At 65.7% G+C, this 16,356-nt stretch carries 15 protein-coding genes; 5 read left to right on the top strand and 10 right to left on the bottom strand.

What is annotated here, in order from left to right:
• Nucleotide 1: 1 nt before the first annotated feature.
• The 5 genes from D5301_RS13555 to D5301_RS13535 form a co-directional block, all read right to left on the bottom strand.
• Nucleotides 2-1,606, bottom strand: coding sequence for a glucoamylase family protein (locus D5301_RS13555; protein WP_153855955.1), 1,605 nt, complete (start codon nt 1,604-1,606; stop codon nt 2-4).
• Between the two features lie 252 nt (nt 1,607-1,858).
• Complete coding sequence (locus tag D5301_RS13550) at nt 1,859-4,945, bottom strand: TonB-dependent receptor (RefSeq protein WP_153855954.1); 3,087 nt, start codon at nt 4,943-4,945, stop codon at nt 1,859-1,861.
• Nucleotides 4,946-5,021: 76 nt separating this feature from the next.
• A complete protein-coding gene (locus tag D5301_RS13545) occupies nt 5,022-6,059 on the bottom strand; it encodes a LacI family DNA-binding transcriptional regulator (RefSeq protein ID WP_324187322.1) in 1,038 nt (345 codons plus the stop codon).
• A 149-nt stretch (nt 6,060-6,208) separates the two neighbouring features.
• Nucleotides 6,209-6,460: a BolA family protein gene (locus D5301_RS13540; RefSeq protein ID WP_110712885.1), complete on the bottom strand. Its 252-nt coding sequence runs from the start codon at nt 6,458-6,460 to the stop codon at nt 6,209-6,211.
• Between the two features lie 20 nt (nt 6,461-6,480).
• Complete coding sequence (locus D5301_RS13535; protein WP_032129789.1) at nt 6,481-6,780, bottom strand: YciI family protein; 300 nt, start codon at nt 6,778-6,780, stop codon at nt 6,481-6,483.
• A gap of 375 nt (nt 6,781-7,155) precedes the next feature.
• Between D5301_RS13535 and D5301_RS13530 the strand changes: the two genes are divergently transcribed.
• The 3 genes from D5301_RS13530 to D5301_RS13520 are packed head-to-tail and all read left to right on the top strand — an operon-like array spanning nt 7,156 to nt 10,589.
• Nucleotides 7,156-8,061, top strand: coding sequence for a ScpA family protein (locus D5301_RS13530; protein ID WP_110712886.1), 906 nt, complete (start codon nt 7,156-7,158; stop codon nt 8,059-8,061).
• Nucleotides 8,062-8,074: 13 nt separating this feature from the next.
• On the top strand, nt 8,075-8,950 hold the full coding sequence (scpB, locus tag D5301_RS13525; RefSeq protein WP_110712887.1) for an SMC-Scp complex subunit ScpB: 876 nt from the start codon (nt 8,075-8,077) through the stop codon (nt 8,948-8,950).
• Nucleotides 8,943-10,589: a pseudouridine synthase gene (locus tag D5301_RS13520; RefSeq protein WP_153855952.1), complete on the top strand. Its 1,647-nt coding sequence runs from the start codon at nt 8,943-8,945 to the stop codon at nt 10,587-10,589. Before scpB ends, D5301_RS13520 begins: the two co-directional genes overlap by 8 nt.
• Nucleotides 10,590-10,695: 106 nt before the next feature.
• Here the strand turns inward: D5301_RS13520 and D5301_RS13515 are convergent, their stop codons facing one another.
• Nucleotides 10,696-11,484 carry a helix-turn-helix transcriptional regulator gene (locus D5301_RS13515; protein WP_110712889.1) on the bottom strand — a complete coding sequence of 263 codons (789 nt, stop codon included), beginning with the start codon at nt 11,482-11,484 and terminating at the stop codon, nt 10,696-10,698.
• A 90-nt stretch (nt 11,485-11,574) separates the two neighbouring features.
• On the opposite strand from D5301_RS13515, the gene D5301_RS13510 reads away from it, so the two are divergent.
• Nucleotides 11,575-12,723 carry an MFS transporter gene (locus D5301_RS13510; protein WP_153855951.1) on the top strand — a complete coding sequence of 383 codons (1,149 nt, stop codon included), beginning with the start codon at nt 11,575-11,577 and terminating at the stop codon, nt 12,721-12,723.
• A gap of 83 nt (nt 12,724-12,806) precedes the next feature.
• On the opposite strand, the gene D5301_RS13505 is transcribed toward D5301_RS13510, so the two are convergent.
• A complete protein-coding gene (locus D5301_RS13505) occupies nt 12,807-13,214 on the bottom strand; it encodes a hypothetical protein (RefSeq protein WP_153855950.1) in 408 nt (135 codons plus the stop codon).
• 352 nt (nt 13,215-13,566) lie between these two features.
• On the opposite strand from D5301_RS13505, the gene D5301_RS13500 reads away from it, so the two are divergent.
• Entirely contained in the window at nt 13,567-13,860 is a 294-nt protein-coding gene (locus D5301_RS13500) for a hypothetical protein (RefSeq protein WP_110712892.1), read from the top strand.
• On the opposite strand, the gene D5301_RS13495 is transcribed toward D5301_RS13500, so the two are convergent.
• The 3 genes from D5301_RS13495 to D5301_RS13485 form a co-directional block, all read right to left on the bottom strand.
• A complete protein-coding gene (locus tag D5301_RS13495; RefSeq protein WP_110712893.1) occupies nt 13,847-14,281 on the bottom strand; it encodes a hypothetical protein in 435 nt (144 codons plus the stop codon). The two genes, D5301_RS13500 and D5301_RS13495, sit on opposite strands and share 14 nt — an antisense overlap.
• A 103-nt stretch (nt 14,282-14,384) precedes the next feature.
• Entirely contained in the window at nt 14,385-15,191 is an 807-nt protein-coding gene (locus D5301_RS13490) for an amidohydrolase (RefSeq protein WP_153855949.1), read from the bottom strand.
• A gap of 14 nt (nt 15,192-15,205) precedes the next feature.
• The gene (locus tag D5301_RS13485) at nt 15,206-16,354 is read right to left on the bottom strand and encodes a pyridoxal phosphate-dependent aminotransferase (RefSeq protein WP_049423978.1); all 1,149 of its coding nucleotides are present in this window, start codon (nt 16,352-16,354) and stop codon (nt 15,206-15,208) included.
• Between the last annotated feature and the right edge of the window lie 2 nt (nt 16,355-16,356).

Raw genomic sequence — 16,356 nt, 5'->3', positions numbered from 1 at the left:
GTTACTTGCCCTGGCCTGTGGTGCGATTGGCATTGTTCTTCTGTTCCTGCGCGGCAGCCGCGCGTGATTCGGCGATACCCACCGCGCGTGCCGCCGCGGCCTTTTCGTCTTTCTGCAGTTCCAGCGGCTGGAACGAGCCTTCCGGCGCCAGCCAGCCACCGCTGAACCCGGCCCGTTCCAGGCCCTTGCGGATGTACGGGTTCTTCTTCATCACTTCCCAGACGAAGTCATCGCGGTAGTTGGCGATCATGGTCAGGATCGGACCCTGGTCGATGGCGATGTAGTCGCTGGCGACCCAGCCGCGATCGGGCACCAGGCGGCCGGTCTTGATCGGGATGTCGTAGTTGAAACTGGGGTTGAACGAATCCAGGAAGCCGTAACTGGAATAGATGTAATCGCCGAAGCGCTTGTGCATCTCCAGCGTGGCCGGGATCACCTGCTCGGGGGCGAACACCACCGAGGCGATCGCAGCGGTGGGGGCGATGGTGCCGTCATCGAAGTTCTCACGGAGGCCGGCGCCGCGCGAAGAGTAGTGGCGGAACTGGCGCTGCTCGCCACGGTAGTCCTGCGTGGTGTTCTGCGGCCCGTCGCTGGCGGTCAGGCCCCACACGTTCTCGCCATACTCCTTCCACTGCATCGGGTTGGCGATGGCGTACTCGCGTTGCGCCAGCGCAGCCGAGCGGCTGTTGAGGAAGTAGGTGCTGCCGCGCTCGCGCATGTACGCGTCCTGGATGTCGCGGAAGTCGATCCAGACGTGGCTGTACTGGTGGCCGAACAGCGGGCCGAAAGACAGGTATTCCTGGCCCTGGTAGACACCCCAGTCGTTGTCGTAGGTGCGCGTCCACACCGTCCATGCGTCCGGGCTGACCGGGTGCGTCGGCGAACCCAGGGCAAGGATGTAGACCATCATCGCCTCGTTGTAACCCATCCAGTCGTGGTCGATGAAGCCGCTCTCCGGGAACCAGCCCATCGAGATCAGCGGCGCACGCTGCTGCAGCCACGGCCAGTCGACCTTCTTGTAAAGCGTATCGGCGATCTGGCGGATTTCCTTCTCGCGCGGATCGTCACCGCCGTAGTACGACTGTGCGAACAGCACCCCCATCATCAGCAGCGCGGTATCCACCGAGGACAGCTCGACCCAGCTGTCGTAGCGACGGCCTTCCTGCATGTCCAGGAAGTGGTAGTAGAAGCCCTTGTAACCGGCCTTGCCGGTACGCTGCGGGCCCATCGGCACGTCGCGGAAGAACTTCAGCGTGGTCAGCGTGCGATCGATCGCCTGGTTGCGGCTGACCCAGCCGTTTTCGATGCCGATCGGATAGGCGGTCAGCGCGAAGCCGACCGAGGCGATGCTGGCGAACGGCCGCGAGGGATAGCGGTCCGGGGTCAGCCCATTGATCTCGTTGGTGGTATCCCAGAAGAACTGGAAAGTGCGCCGCTCGATGTCATCGAACAGCGGCGGCAGCTCCGGCTTCATCGGCCGTGGTGGCGCATCGGCTTCGATCAGGATCACCGGCGGCCGCGGCTTGGCAGGCTCCTGCTGGGCCGGCTGGCAGGCAGCAACGGCCAGGCTCAACGCCGCGGCGGACAACAGATGGCGTGCCTGCATGGCGCGATTCCTCCGGTGGTCTGATCGATGGGAAAGCATAACGTCCAATGATCTGAAATCGTTTACAAGCTGCGCTCTTAAAAAACCACGAAAAACGTGGTTTGACACCGCGATCATTGCCCACGCCGCTGCCCCCTGCCCGGCAACGGCGTGGGCAATGGACCGGCACGGGGCCGGCCATTGCCATGTATCCATTCAGCCGATGCCGCCGGCGGGCCGGCGGCATCAGGGTGTTGCTTCAGGCGGGCCCGCTTAGAAGCGGAAGCCCACTTCGGCCTTGATCTGGCGCGGAGTACCGATGATGTCGCCGGTCTCGTTGTAGCTGACCAGCAGCTTGCCGTCGCTCTTCACGTAGTTCAGCTTGGAGAAGTTGTCGAAGTTGAGCACGTTGATGATGTCGATGCGTGCATACAGCTCGGTATCGCCCGCCAGCTTGAAGGTCTTGGTCGCCTGCAGATCCAGCGAGCGGTAGCCGAAGATCTTGCCGCCGAGCAGGAAGTGGCCATTGCCCGACGGCGTGCCAGCAGCCGGGGTCGGCATGCAGTTCGAATTGCCGGCCTGGGCGATGCAGGCCCAGTCGTTGCCCGGGGTCGGCGTGGCCAGGGTCAGCTTTCCACCAAAGGTGATGCCCCAGAAGCCATCATACGAGCCGGTCACCACCAGACGGTGGCGCGGCGCGCCATTGGACTTGATCGTCGGGTATTCACCGATGGTGCCGCGATCGAACGAGTAGTGCTCGTTGATGTTGCGGTTGTGGCGGGCGTTCGTCCAGGTGTAGGCGATCGAGGTACCCCAGCCGCTTTCCTTGCTGTACGGCTTCTGCGCCGACAGCAGGATCTGGGTGGAGCGGGTCTTGATGCCCTGCTGGCCGATGACGAGGCTGCCAAAGCCCGGGATGTTGCAGCCCCACGGCTGACCGTAGGTCGGCTCTTCAGCGCCGCACAGCATCTGGTTGTCGAAGAAATTGCCGTTGTGGAAGCGGTTGCCCAGCGTGTAAGCGAAGCCGTCGTAGGTCAGCGTGCGCGAAATCGTGGCATCGGTCAGCCACTCGCCGATCTGGTTGCTCATGCCGAGGCTGAACTGATCCGCGTACGGCACCTTCATGTTGTTGTTCAGCAGATCGACCTCCATGCCTTCATTGCTGGTGGAGCCCAGCAGCGCCTGCACGTTTTCGATGCCGTTCAGCAGATTCGGGTTCCAGTCAAAGCATGGCGGCTGACCATACATGCAGCTGCCGGTGGCCGGGTTGCGGAAATTCACGGTCGGCTGCGGGAGCGCCAGCTTGGTGGTCTCCAGGGCCAGATTGTCGAACAGGTCACGGTCGTAGGAACGGCCGGCGCCACCGTGGATCACGTGCTGCTCGTCGGCATTGACGTCATACGAGAAGCCCAGGCGCGGCTGCCAGGCGTTCTTGAAGTTCTTGCGGTTGTGGCCGGTACTGATGTAGTCGTTGACGTCCAGGCCACTGAGCGCCAGCGTCTGCGCATAGGTCTGGGACACCCCCGGCGGTGCGTGCGGATCCTGCGAGTTCAGCGCCTTGACCACTTCCGGCGGCGTGACGAAGTCCGTGTAGACCGGGTTCTTTTCGTAGTCCCAGCGCAGGCCGATGTTCAGCTGCAGGTGGTCGTTGACCTGCCAGTCGTCCTGGATGAACAGACCGATCTGCTTGACCTTGGCGCGCACTTCCGACGCGACACCGGTGACACCGGTGCTGGTCTTGGTGAACTGCGCCTTGTACGGGATATCCGAAGGGAACGCCGGGTTGTCGATGGTGTAGAAGAACTGCGGATTGATCTGCGCCGCGTCGGAGGCGTACAGATCGATCTGCTTGTACTTGGCACCCATCTTGACGGTGTGGTCGCCCGCCCACTGCAGGCCATCCAGGGTCAGGTTGTCCTCGATCGCCCAACCCTTCTGGCCTTTCACCTGGGAAGACAGCGCATCTGCTGCACCGATCTGTACCAGAGTCTTTTCCACCGGGCGGTTCCGGTTCTTGTCACCAAAGTCCGGCGCGGTGTAGACGATACCGTTGCCGTAGGTCAGCGGCAGCGGATTGTTGAACGCCTCTTCATGGGTGACCATCAGCTCGTTGTAGAACCGCTCGCCGCTGTGGTTCCAGCGCAGCGCATAGCGACGGTCGGTGTTGTCCACCACCTTGCCGTGCACCTTCGCGGTCTGGTCGCTGAACTGCTGCTGGTTCTCGTCGCGGTCCTGGAAGGTCAGTTCGATGCGATCGTTGTCGGTCGGCTCGAAGTCGATCTTGGCGAAGATCAGGTCCTGCTGGAACGGCTGGCTGGCCGGGCCGAGGCCCGCAGCGCCATCGGCGGGCAGATGAGCGGCCGCCGAGCTCACCGCACCATCTGGCGCGATGGTCACCGGCAGGTCGAAGCGCTTGGCTTCATAGGTAACGAAGAAGTGGGCCTTGTCCTTGATGATCGGACCACCCAGCGCGAAGCCGTACTCCTTCTCGGCCGAGTCTTCCTTGCTCTTGCCCGGCTGGCGTTCGGCCGGGGTCATCGCACGCATGTTGTCGTTGGTGTAACGGTAGAAGGTCTCACCCTTGAACTCGTTGGTACCCGACTTGGTCGCGGCGGTGATGGCGGCGCTGGAGACCTGGCCGTACTCCGCCTTGTAATTGCCTGTGATGACCTTGTATTCACCGATGGCCAGCTGCGGGAACGGGTTGCCGGCGCTGCCGGACTGGCCGGAGATGCCGCCCCCCTTCACGTAGCTCTTCTGGCCGACGCCATCGATGTAGACGTTGGTGCCGTCAGAGTTGGTGGCACCGCCGCGCAGCGAGGTGTTGCCCTTGGCATCGCGGGTGAAGATCATGCCCGGCACCGCGTCGGCGAACTCGAGGAAGTTGCGCGAGACCTGCGGGGTGGTCTGGATCTGCTGCAGGCTGACGGTCTTGCCGACTTCGGACGTGCGCACTTCCTGCAGCAGGGTCGGCGCGACAACGTTGACGGTGTCCAGGTTGGTGGCTGCGGTCGTACCCGGGGTGCTGCTGGCCGCGCCGGCAAAGTTCAGGGTAGCGGTCGAGGCCACGGTGACGGTGACCTTCTGCGACTGGCCGTTGGCGACCACGTCATAGGTGCCCGGATCCAGGCCCATCAGCGAGTAGCTGCCATCGGCACGGACGGCGCCGCGACGGACGGTGCCGGTGGCTACGTTGGTGGCGGTGACTTCGGCGCCGGCCTGGGCGCCGGCAACCTGGCCGCGCAGGCTGGCATTGGCCGACTGCGCCATGACGTTCGGAGCAGCGGCCAGCATCAGGCAGCTGACCAGTGCAGTGCTCAGCAGCCGGCGTGCCGGCGTGCGGAAGGTGGTGTGCATCATCAACTCAATCTCCGGGTGGCGGTGACCGCTCGCGCGGTCCCTGCGATCAATCAAAAAAGAAGGAACGCCTCTGGCTTCAACGGCCCGATGGCGGAGTGGTGGAATCGCGAACTATCAAGCGGGGAACCAGGGTCTGCTTGTCCCCTGTCCCATCCGTGGAGGTGCCGTCCATCAACTGCAGCAGGCGCGTCATGGCCCGATCGCCGAGCTCGGCGATGCTGACCTGCATGGTGGTCAGCGACGGGTGGACGAAACGCGCCAGTGGAATGTCATCGAAACCCGCCAGTGCGACGTCGGACGGCACATGGACACCTGCCTGCGTGAACGCATACAGGCAGCCCAGGGCCATCATGTCGTTGGCGGCGAACACGGCATCGGGCAGCGCTCCGGCTGCCAGCAACTCCTGACCGGCGCGATGGCCGGAAGCTTCGTCGAAATCACCGGGCAGCTCGATGCCTTCGGCGTCATTGCCGAAAGCCGCCAGCGCGTCACGGAAGCCACGCAGGCGCTCGCGCGCGTCGAAGTTGAGGTCCGGGCCAGAAATGAAGGCAATGCGGCGGTGGCCGGCATCCAGCAGGTGGCGGGTCATCGCCATCGCGCCGGCGTGATCGTCGATGCTCAGCACCGGGTGGTCCTGCCCGGGCAGATAGGTGTTGATCAACACCGTCGGCAGCGACTGCGGCAGGTTGTCGGTCAGGAAGCCCGGGCTTTCGGCATAGGGCGAAAGCACCAGCAGGCCGTCGACGCGGCCGCGCATGGCACGCAGGGCCGCGCCCTGCTGTTCCTGGTCGCCGTGATAGCTGGACACCAGCAGGTGCTGGCGGCGGCTACGGGCGACGTTGTCGATGCCACGCATCAGCTCGGAGAAGAATTCGCCGTACAGGTCGGGCAGGACCACGCCCACCGTGTTGGTGCGGCGGCTGCTCAGGCTGCGGGCGGCGGCGTGCGGGGTGTAACGCAGCCGTGCGGCCACCTCCAGCACAAGCTGGCGGACCGGTTCGGCGACATTTTCATGCCCGTTGAGCGCGCGGGAAACCGTGGCCACGGAGACCCGGGCTTCGCGAGCGACGTCTTTGATTGTGATAGCTGCCTTGTTCACGAAGCCGCCCTCCACGGCTTGGACCTACCAGCATTGGCGCGGAATGTAAGCGTTTCCATCTGGGCTTGTAAACAGTCCGTTAGGCGAATGTCCCGAAATGGACATGGAAATCTGTCCATGGCGAGGCCCCGCAGGGACCTGCCAGGACAGCGTGGGACAAGGGCTCAGCCTTGTTCTGACGGGGTCTGGGCGTGGATGGACAACGCGTGGATATCGGTCTCCATCATCGACCCCAGCGCGGCGTAGACCGCGCGATGCCGGGCCAGCGGGCCCAGTCCGGCGAAGCGTTCACTGACCACATGGACGTTGAAGTGGCCGCGACCATCGCGCGCGCCGGCATGACCGGCGTGGCGATGACTGTCGTCCTCGATCTCGAGCACGCTCGGGGCCAGCGCCTGTTGCAGCGCATCATGCATCCGTTCGATCCGTTCCGCGTTCACGGCAGGACCTTGCGGAACGGGCGTACCTGTACACGGGTGTAGACGCCTGCAGCCACGTATGGGTCGGCATCGGCCCAAGCCTGGGCCTGGAGCAGCGACTCGAACTGCGCGATCACCACCGAACCACTGAAACCGGCCGGGCCCGGGTCTTCACTGTCCACCGCCGGGCAGGGCCCGGCCAGCAGCAGGCGCCCTTCGTCGCGCAGCGCGTGCAGTCGCGCCAGGTGTTCCGGCCGCGCCTGCAGCCGCTGCGCCAGCACATCCTGGCCGTCATACCCTTCGATCACATACCACACCGGCATTTCCTCGCTTGCGTTGTCGGGTGCGCAGATTCTAGCCAAAGCGGCCCCCGCCCCGGTCCAGCTGGACACTAGCGCGACAAAGGCTTACCCTAGGCTCCATTGCACGTGGCTGGATGCAGCAGCCCGTCGGTTTTTGCGGCCAACGCAGCCCCCGACGACCGTCCCGCTGCTTCAAACCGGACCACCCGGCCGGGCCACGTAGACGACCTCCCCGTAGTTTTGTCGCTGCCGTTCCCTGCGGCGCGTCCTGCTGTTTGATATGTGTGGAATCGCGCCGATCCCGGCGTGTCTGGTGCCCTGGGGCTCCGTGGCGCAGGCCCGGCGAACCCGGTGCCGCGACTGGTCCGTTGCAATCCTGATGTCCATTAGATGACTTCCGAACTCGCGCTCGACGCGAACCCGCCAACCCGGCCGCCCGCCCCCCAGCAGCAGGAAATGCCGCTGGCCGTGGTGCATGGACAACCGGTCCTGCAGATTCCGCAGGACCTGTACATTCCGCCGGATGCGCTGGAAGTCATCCTGGATGCCTTCGAAGGCCCGCTGGACCTGCTGCTGTACCTGATCCGCCGCCAGAATCTGGACGTACTGGACATTCCCGTCGCCGAGATCACCCGGCAGTACGTGGAATACATCACCGTGATGCGCGAGCTGCGCTTCGAGCTGGCCGCCGAGTACCTGGTGATGGCTGCGATCCTGGCCGAGGTGAAGTCACGCATGCTGCTGCCGCGCCCGGTCAGCGAGGAAGGCGACGAAGCCGACCCGCGCGCCGAGCTGGTGCGCCGCCTGCAGGAGTACGAACGCTTCAAGCAGGCCGCCGAGGACATCGACGCCCTGCCCCGCCAGGACCGCGACACCACGGTGGCACACGCCTTCATGCCCGAACGCGCCACGGTGAAGCTGCCGCCGCCGGTGGACCTGAAGGAAATGCTGCTGGCCCTGCACGACGTGCTCAAGCGCGCCGAGCTGTTCAGCGGCCATGCCATCAAGCGCGAAGCACTGAGCGTGCGGCAACGCATGGGAGAAGTGCTGGGACGCCTGGAGGACGGCAAGTTCTATCGTTTTGAAGGGCTGTTCACCGCCGAAGAAGGCAAGCTGGGCGTGCTGGTCACGTTCCTGGCGGTGCTGGAACTGGCCAAGGAACAGCTGCTGGACATCGTCCAGGAAGAACCACTGGCGCCGATCTACGTGAAGTCACTGGCCGCCGGCAACACCAATGCCCCGCTGCAGTTCAGCAGCGAGTTCGACGACAACGACGCCGCCAACGAGAACGAGTGAGCGCTGACTGCCGATGGACCAAACGCTGATCAACCGCATTGTCGAAGGTGCCCTGCTGGCCTCCAGCCAGCCGCTCACCCTGGCCCAGCTGAAGGACCTGTTCCCGGAAGAGGAACCGGCACCCCCGGGCAGCATCGAACGTGCGCTGGAACGCCTGCGCGAAGCCTGCGAAGGACGCGGCGTGGAACTGGTCGAGGTCGCCTCCGGCTTCCGCTACCAGGTCACCGGCGAAGTGCATGGCTGGATCAGCCGGCTGTGGACCGAACGCAAGACCCGCTACACCCGTGCCACCCTGGAAACCCTGGCGCTGATCGCCTACCGGCAGCCGATCACCCGCGGCGAGATCGAGCAGGTGCGTGGCGTGGCGGTCAGCAGCAACATCATCCAGGCACTGGAAGAACGCGAATGGATCCGCGTGGTCGGCCACCGCGACGTGCCCGGCAAGCCGGCACTGTTCGGCACCACCAAGGGCTTCCTGGATTATTTCGGCCTGAAGCGATTGGATGAGCTGCCGCCACTGTCGGAACTGAAGGACCTGGGCGAGCTGGAACCCCAGCTGTCCCTGGACCGCGATGCACCGGCGGCGGCAAGCGCCGATGGCCCTGACATCTCGGCCGGCGCCGAAGGCGCTGCCGCGAACGATGATGCCGGCCAGGCCGGCAGTGACACCCCTGATTCCGTCGATGCAGCCCCTGCGTCGGCCTCCGATGAGCAAGCACCTTCGCCCTTCGATGATGGGCACCCCGATTCCGCGCCGGGCGAGCGCGCGGTGCCAGTGAACGAACGCGAAGACAACGCCGTCGCGATGACGACCGTGGCTGTTGACCAAGCCGATTCCGAACCAGAGGCCGACCTCGAAACCGTCGGCCGGAGCAAAACTGATGAGTGACACCCCTCGCAAGCTGTCGTTGAACAAGCTCTCGCTGAAGCGCGAAGCCACCTCCGAACAGTTCAAGTTGGAAGAACGCCTGCACAAGGTGCTGGCCCAGGCCGGCCTTGGCTCGCGCCGCGCGCTGGAACAGCGCATCGCCGAAGGCCTGGTCAAGGTCAACGGTGAAGTCGCGCAGACCGGCATGTCGGTCAAGAGCGGCGACAAGATCGAACTGGATGGTCGTGGCTTCGTCGCCACCGCCCTGGCCGAGCCGTCGCGCGTGCTGGTCTACAACAAGCCGGAAGGCGAAGTAACCACCCGCGATGATCCGGAAGGTCGCCCGACCGTGTTCGAGTCGCTGCCGCCGCTGAAGGGCGCGCGCTGGATCGCGATCGGCCGCCTCGACATCAACACCACCGGCCTGCTGCTGGCCACCACCGACGGTGAACTGGCCAACGCCATGATGCACCCGTCGTTCGAGGTCGAGCGCGAATACGTGGTGCGCGTGCGCGCGCCGGAAGGCGAGGAAAAGGTCTCCGACGCCATCGTCGATCGCCTCACCCGTGGCGTGGCACTGGAAGATGGCCCGGCCAAGTTCGACGAGATCGAACGCATCGGCGGCACCGACTCGCACGACTGGTTCCGCGTTGTGGTGAAGGAAGGCCGCAACCGCGAAGTGCGTCGCCTGTGGGAGTCGCAGGGCTGCCAGGTCAGCCGCCTGAAGCGCACCCGCTATGGCAAGGTGAGCCTGCCGCGCGAACTGGCCCGCGGCCATTCGGTGGAACTGGGCACCGCCCAGGTGGAAGCCCTGCGCGCGCAGCTGAAGCTGGAAGAAGGCGCGCCGTCGGCACTGACCCTGCAGCCGGTGATCGGCCAGCGTCGCGCCGCCAAGACCACCGTGCGCGTGCGCGAAGGTGGCCGTGGCAACGCCTACGTCAACGGCCACAACACCGCTGACGAAGGCCGCGAGCTGCGTCGCTTCGACAACGTCCGCGAAGACCGCGGCCGTGGCCGCGGTGGCAAGGGCGGCGGCTTCAAGGGTGGCCTGACGGTCAGCGGTGAAGCGGCGGCCAAGCAGTCGCAGAAGCCGTTCAAGCAGCGCGCCCAGAAGAACGACCGTTCGCTGCCGGAAGGCAACCCGGCGGCGTTCCGCACCTGGTACGTGCCGGATGGCGTGAGCACCGGCCCGAGCGGCCATCGCAATGCCGGTCCGGGCGCACGTGGCCCGGGTGCCCGTGGTCCGGGCGCAGGCGGCCAGGGCCGTCCGTACGGCAAGCCGAAGGGTCCGGGTGCTGGCGCCGTTGGCGGCCAGGGCCGTGGCGGCTTCGGCGGTGAAGGCCGTGGCGGCGCAGGCGGCCAGGGTCGTCCGGCCGGTGCGGGCAATCGCTCGCAGGGCCAGGGCAACAAGCACCCGTACGGCCATCCGGGCAATGCCCCGAGCTTCCCGTCCGACCACGCCACGCCGGGCTTCAACCCGTATGGCAGCCCGAAGCCGGCGCAGGGCGCCCGTCCGGGCGGTCGCGGTCCGGGCGGCGGCAACCGTGGTCCGGGCGGTAATCGCGGTCCCGGTGGTCCGGGTGGCAACCGTGGCCCGGGTGGCCCCGGCGGCAACCGTGGTCCGGGCGGCCCGCGCCGCAGCGGCCCGCGCGGCGGCTGATCAGCAGCGACGTTGAAATGAAAAGCCCCGGCGCAGGCCGGGGTTTTTTTTTGAAAAGGGGACGGAGGGGATTAAGTCGTTTTTGCATCAAAGGGGCGAAAGCGACTTAATCCCCTCCGTCCCCTTTTGCGTGGCGCTGGAACGCGGCTGGCGTGGTGCCGGTCATGCTGCGGAAGAAGGCGATGAACGGGCTCTCGGCGGAGAACCCGGTGTCCTGCGCCACATGCGCGACGCGATGGCCGAGCAGCAGCAACTCCATGGCTCGCATCAGGCGCCATTGCTGACGCCAGGCCTGATAGCCCATGCCGGTATCACGCTGCATCAGCCGGCCGACGGTACGCACGCTCAGGTCCGCACGCGCGGCCAGCTCGCCCAGTTCGGGCGGCAGCTGCTCGGCCAGCGGCAGACAACGTGCGATCCGCGGATCACGCGGCAGAGGCAGGTCCATCGGCGCCACCGGTGCAGCGGCGATCTCCAGCACGCACAACGCCAGTTGATGGTGTGCGCGCGACGACTGCCAGTCATGGTTGAACGGTGCCTGCGCGATCGGCTCCAGCAAGGCCTGCAGCAGAGGGCCCACGCTGATGATCGCAGGCTGCTGCGGCAGTTGCGCCGATAACGCGACATCAAAGTACAACGAGCGGTAGTCGACCGCCTGGCGCATCTGTGCACGATGAAGCAGACCGCCCGGAATCCATGCCGCGCGCGACGGTGGCAGCAGGCTGATGCGATCTCCGTAGGTCAAGCGCGTACAGCCCTGCCGGGTGTAAAGCAACTGCGCACGTGCGTGCCGGTGCCAGCCCGAATCATGGTCGGCCAGCGAAGAGGCGATACCCAGCACGGGCGCACTCCAGGCGTCTGCGTCGAATCGCGCATCCGGCTGCAACCACGCCATGACCGATTTCCTACATTTCCTGACAGGACCTACAGAGTGCGCCAACAGGGCCGCGACCACAATGCGCGCCCCTGTTTCCGGAGTGCCCGCATGCCGCGCCGCCTTCTACTGCTCACCATTGCTCTGCTGATGTTCCCGCAGCTGGCGCAGACCTTGTACAGCCCTGCCCTCGCCAGCCTGGCCGAACGCTTCGCGTTGCCACCCAGCGCCGCCAGCCAGGCAATGAGCCTGTACCTGTTCGGCTTCGCTGCAGGCGTGCTGCTGTGGGGGCGCCTGGCCGATCGTATCGGTCGTCGCCCTGCCCTTCTCTGTGGCCTCGGCGTCTTCGCAGTGGCTGCACTGGGCGGCTTGATGGCTCGCAGCTTCGGCCAGGTGCTGCTGGTCCAAGCGTTGGCCGCAGTCGGCGCCGCCGCCGCTTCGGTGGTCACCCAGACCGTCCTACGTGATCGTCTGCGGGGGCCGGCATTGGCGCAGGCGTTCTCGTGGATCGGCATGGCGCTGGCATTGAGTCCCGCGATCGGGCTGGCACTGGGCACGCTGCTGGTCGCTGCAAACGGCTACGCGGGCGTGCAGGCCGGGCTGCTGGTGGTCGTCGCCCTGCTGATGGCCGGGTGCACATGGGGGCTCCGCGAAAGTCGCGCCGCCGAAGGGGTGCACACGCCATTGCTGCCACTGCTGCGGCAACTGCTCCGCGATCGCTGGATCTGGTCGCAGGCACTACTGGTGATGGCGTTCAACGTGGCGATGTACAGCTGGTACGCACTCGGTCCATTCGTGTTCGCGCGCCAGCATTGGCCAGCCACCTGGTTCGGCGCCAGCGGCGCGGTGCTGGCACTGGGCTCGGCACTGGGCGCGTGGGGCAATGGCCGCCTGCTGCGTGCAGGCGTTGCCGCAACCACGCGCATCCGCATCGCCGCAGGACTGGTCCTGACGGGAGGCCTGCTGGCCACGCTGCTGCATGATCACCCTGCCCTGGTCGCGGCGATGGTGCCGGTGGTGACGGGCTTCGGCCTCGCCATCCCCAACGTGCTCGGCCAGGCCCTGCGCGGCTATCCACACTGCCTCGGCAGTGCTGGCGCGCTGTTTGGCCTGCTCTACTACCTGCTGATCGGCGCGGCGATGGCGTTGGTCGGTGCGCTGCAGCTGCTGGCACCGACCCTCATCGCATGCGGCCTGCTGGCGCTGTGGCTACAGCGGGATCGGTCAGTCGACGGCGGAAGGCCTGGCTGCCGATCGTAACGATGAAGGACCGGTTCCTGCTGCCACGTGGGCAGCAGGGACCCCGGGGTCCCTGCCCCGGGGCCTGGATCAGCAACAACCGGTTACTGGACGTTGATCACTTCGTCCATTGGTGCGAGGAAGTTGCCAGGGCTGTTGCGCGACGCCGAGATCACATAGGTCCCGGGTGTTGCGATGGTCGCGGTGCAATGGCGGATCGGCGTGGTGTTGCCACCGTCGTAATTGTCATTGGTATGGCACAGGAACTGGCCATTGGCATAGACCGAGAAATTACTCGTTCCATCCACCTGGCCGCCCCCTGTGATGTAGATTTCCGACGGCGAGCCAGCCACACGCGGCAAGGTCCCGATCTCGAACCTGGCCGTCACGGGATGTGGCAACAGGCTTGGACAGGACACGACGATTCCGCTGTCGGACAGGCAGACTTCGGCGTGGGCGATCGCGGGCGTGGCGATGAGGGCCACGAGCAGCACGGACGTTCTGAACTCCATTCCAGCGTCTCCAATGATCCCAGCAGAATCGCTGGGACGTCCCTGTTAGGCATTGCGGGGTTATTGCAGGGTCAAGGAAACGTAAATGCCTGCGCGCCCACAGCGTCGGATGGCTGCAGGATCCCCTGTGGGCGGCGCGTTGCACGCCTCCACTGCCGTTGGCCCCCATCCCTGCCCGATGACTTCATGTCGATGCAGGATGCTCACCGCCGCGCGGCACTTTTCCGGCGCGTATCGACGCTCACACCGCATGTTAGGAATTGCTGCAAACACGAGGCATTGTGCGCCACGCCCGGAATTCACATCAGGGCGCTGGCTATCGTGCGCGCTCTCCCACACCAGGCAGATGCCCATGATCACCATTACCGCCGAACAGGCCCGCGCCAACGCCGATGCCGCCAAGCGCCCGATCGAACAGTTCTACCGCGACCTCGACAACTCGATCCAGATCGGCTCGGAGAATGGCCGCCGCTATCTCGTGTTCGGCTTCAGCCAGGTGATGGCCAGCGAGCAGCTCGTCGAAGACGTGACCACGCAACTGCTGAAGAATGGTTTCGGTGTCGAACGGTTGTTGAGCGATTCCGAACAGCACTACATCCGCATCAGCTGGGACACCGCGGAGCCGCGCAGGCTCAACGCCGGCTGATAGTGAACGCGGTGCCGTCCACGCCCAGGTCCCAGCCCTTGCCCGTGCCGGACAGGGCCAGCGAGATATCGCCCTTGGTCATCACCTGCGCATTGCTGGATTTCACTGCGCCAGCGTGAGCACCCACCGAAGCGTAGGTCCCCAGCAGTTCGTTGAGGCTGACCGCACCGGTAAAGCTGCCGCGCCCGTTGGTGATCTTCGACTTGCCCACGGTCAGGCCGCCGCCCTTCATCTGGATGCGCACCGGCATGCTGGCGCCATTGCTGCAGGTGACCGTGCCATTGCCGGAGGCGGTCTTGTAGATCAGCGACCAGCCGGACAGGTTGTAGCGCAGCTGGCAATCGAGGTTGCCGGCGGCGTGCGCGGCCGGGGCCAGCGATGCGGCCGACAGGGCCAGCAGCAGGGCGAAGGACGTGTTCATGGCAGGACTTCCAGTTCGGTCGGACTGGCGGCGAATCTAGCAGCGCGCGCGTGCACGTTGGATGCAGGCGCGCGCGCTGGTGCGGCGGCGTTCAGGCCGTCGCTCAGGCCTGCTCGTCCAGATGGAAGGCATCGGCATCAAGCATCGCCGGGAAGCGCGCGCGATGGGCGGCCAGCGCCTCGGCCGAAATGGTGGTGGTGACCACCTGTTCGCGCTCGCGGATTTCCACCTGCGGCTGGCCGAGGAAATCCAGCACCGCGCTGTCACCCGCGTAATGCAGCTGGTTGCCATCGACGCCGACACGGTTCACCGCGGCAACGAAGCACAGGTTCTCGATCGCCCGCGCACGCAGCAGGGTCTTCCACGCATAGGCGCGCGCCGACGGCCAGTTGGCAACGAAGATCTGCAGGTCGAAATCCAGCTGCTGCGGACGCTCCACGTTGTAGCGGTTGCGGCAGAACACCGGGAAACGCAGGTCGTAGCAGACCTGCGGATTGATCCGCCAGCCTTTCCATTCCACGCTCAGGCGCTCACGGCCGGCGGCATAGCGTTCGTGTTCACCGCCGTAGCGGAACAGGTGGCGCTTGTCGTAGTACTGCAGCCCGCCATCGGGCGTGGCGAACAACAGGCGGTTGTAGACGCCCTCGCCCTCGCGCAGCTGCACGCTGCCGATCACCGCCGCGTTCAAGGCCTTCGCCTGCTCGCGCACCCAGGCCACGGTCGGACCGTCCATGCCTTCGGCCTGGGCGATGGCGTCGTTGGAGAAGCCACTGGTGAAGGTCTCCGGCAGGATCACCAGGTCGGTGCTGCCGGCCAGCGGTGCCAGCAACGCACCGTAGTAGGCGCGGTTGCCCGCCGGGTCGTGCCAGCGGGTGTCGCCCTGAACGAGGGAAATGCGCAGGTCCTGCATGTTCAACCCTCCGCTCACAGCAGGCGCAGGCGTTCGATCGCCGCGTCCATGGTCGCTTCGTTCTTGGCGAAGCACAGGCGCACCAGGCGCTGGCCGGCCGGCGGATTTTCGTAGAACGGCGACAGCGGAATGGCAGTGACGCCCTTCTCGATGGTCAGCCACTTCACGAACTCATGGTCCGGCAGGTCGCTGATGGCCGAGTAGTCGACCAGCTGGAAGTAACCGCCCGGCACCGGCAGCGCCTTCAGCCGGGTGCTGGCCAGCTGTTCGCGGAAACGATCGCGCTTGGCCTGGTAGAACGCACCCAGCTCCAGGTGGTGTTCGGGCTCGTCGCGGATCATCGCGGCGAAGCCGTACTGCGCCGGGCCGAAGCTGGTGAAGGTGTTGTACTGGTGCACCTTGCGGAACTCGGCGGTCAGCGCCGGCGGGGCGATCGCATAGCCGATCTTCCAGCCAGTGCAGTGGTAGGTCTTGCCGAAACTGGAGATGACGAACGCGCGCTCGCGCAGTTCCGGGTAGCGCAGCGCCGACTCGTGGCGGCGACCGTCATAGATGATGTGTTCGTACACCTCATCGGAGATCAGGTAGATCTGCGTGCCACGCAGCAGCTCGGCCAGCGCCTGCATGTCCTGCGCCGACAGCATCGCACCGGACGGATTGTGCGGGGTGTTGACGATCAGCATGCGGGTACGCGGGGTGATCGCCGCACGCACGCGGTCCCAGTCGACGGCGAAGGTCTGCGGATCCAGCGACACATGCACGGCCTTGGCGCCGGCCAGATCGATCGCCGGTTCATAGCAGTCATACGCCGGGTCGAGCACGATCACTTCCTCGCCCGCACGCACCACGGCATGGATGGCGTTGAAGATGGCCTCGGTGCCGCCGCTGGTGACGGTGATTTCGCTGTCCGCGTCGACCTGCGCGCCGTAGCAGTCCAGCGCCTTCTGCGCGATGGCCTGGCGCAGCGGCGCCACACCCGTCATCGGCGGGTACTGGTTCAGCCCGGCGGCCATCGCCTTGGCAGTCTCATCGATCAGGCGCTGCGGTGCGGAAAAGTCCGGGAACCCCTGACCGAGGTTGACCGCGCCGTGTTCGGCGGCGAGCTGGGACATCACGGTGAAGATCGTGGTACCGACCTTGGGCAGCTTGGTGGTGGGTTGCATCG

The sequence above is a fragment of the Stenotrophomonas sp. MH181796 genome, assembly GCF_009659995.1.
GTDB lineage: Bacteria > Pseudomonadota > Gammaproteobacteria > Xanthomonadales > Xanthomonadaceae > Stenotrophomonas > Stenotrophomonas riyadhensis.
Note: the sequence above shows the minus strand (reverse complement) of the source record. Positions and strands in the feature narration are given on the sequence as shown.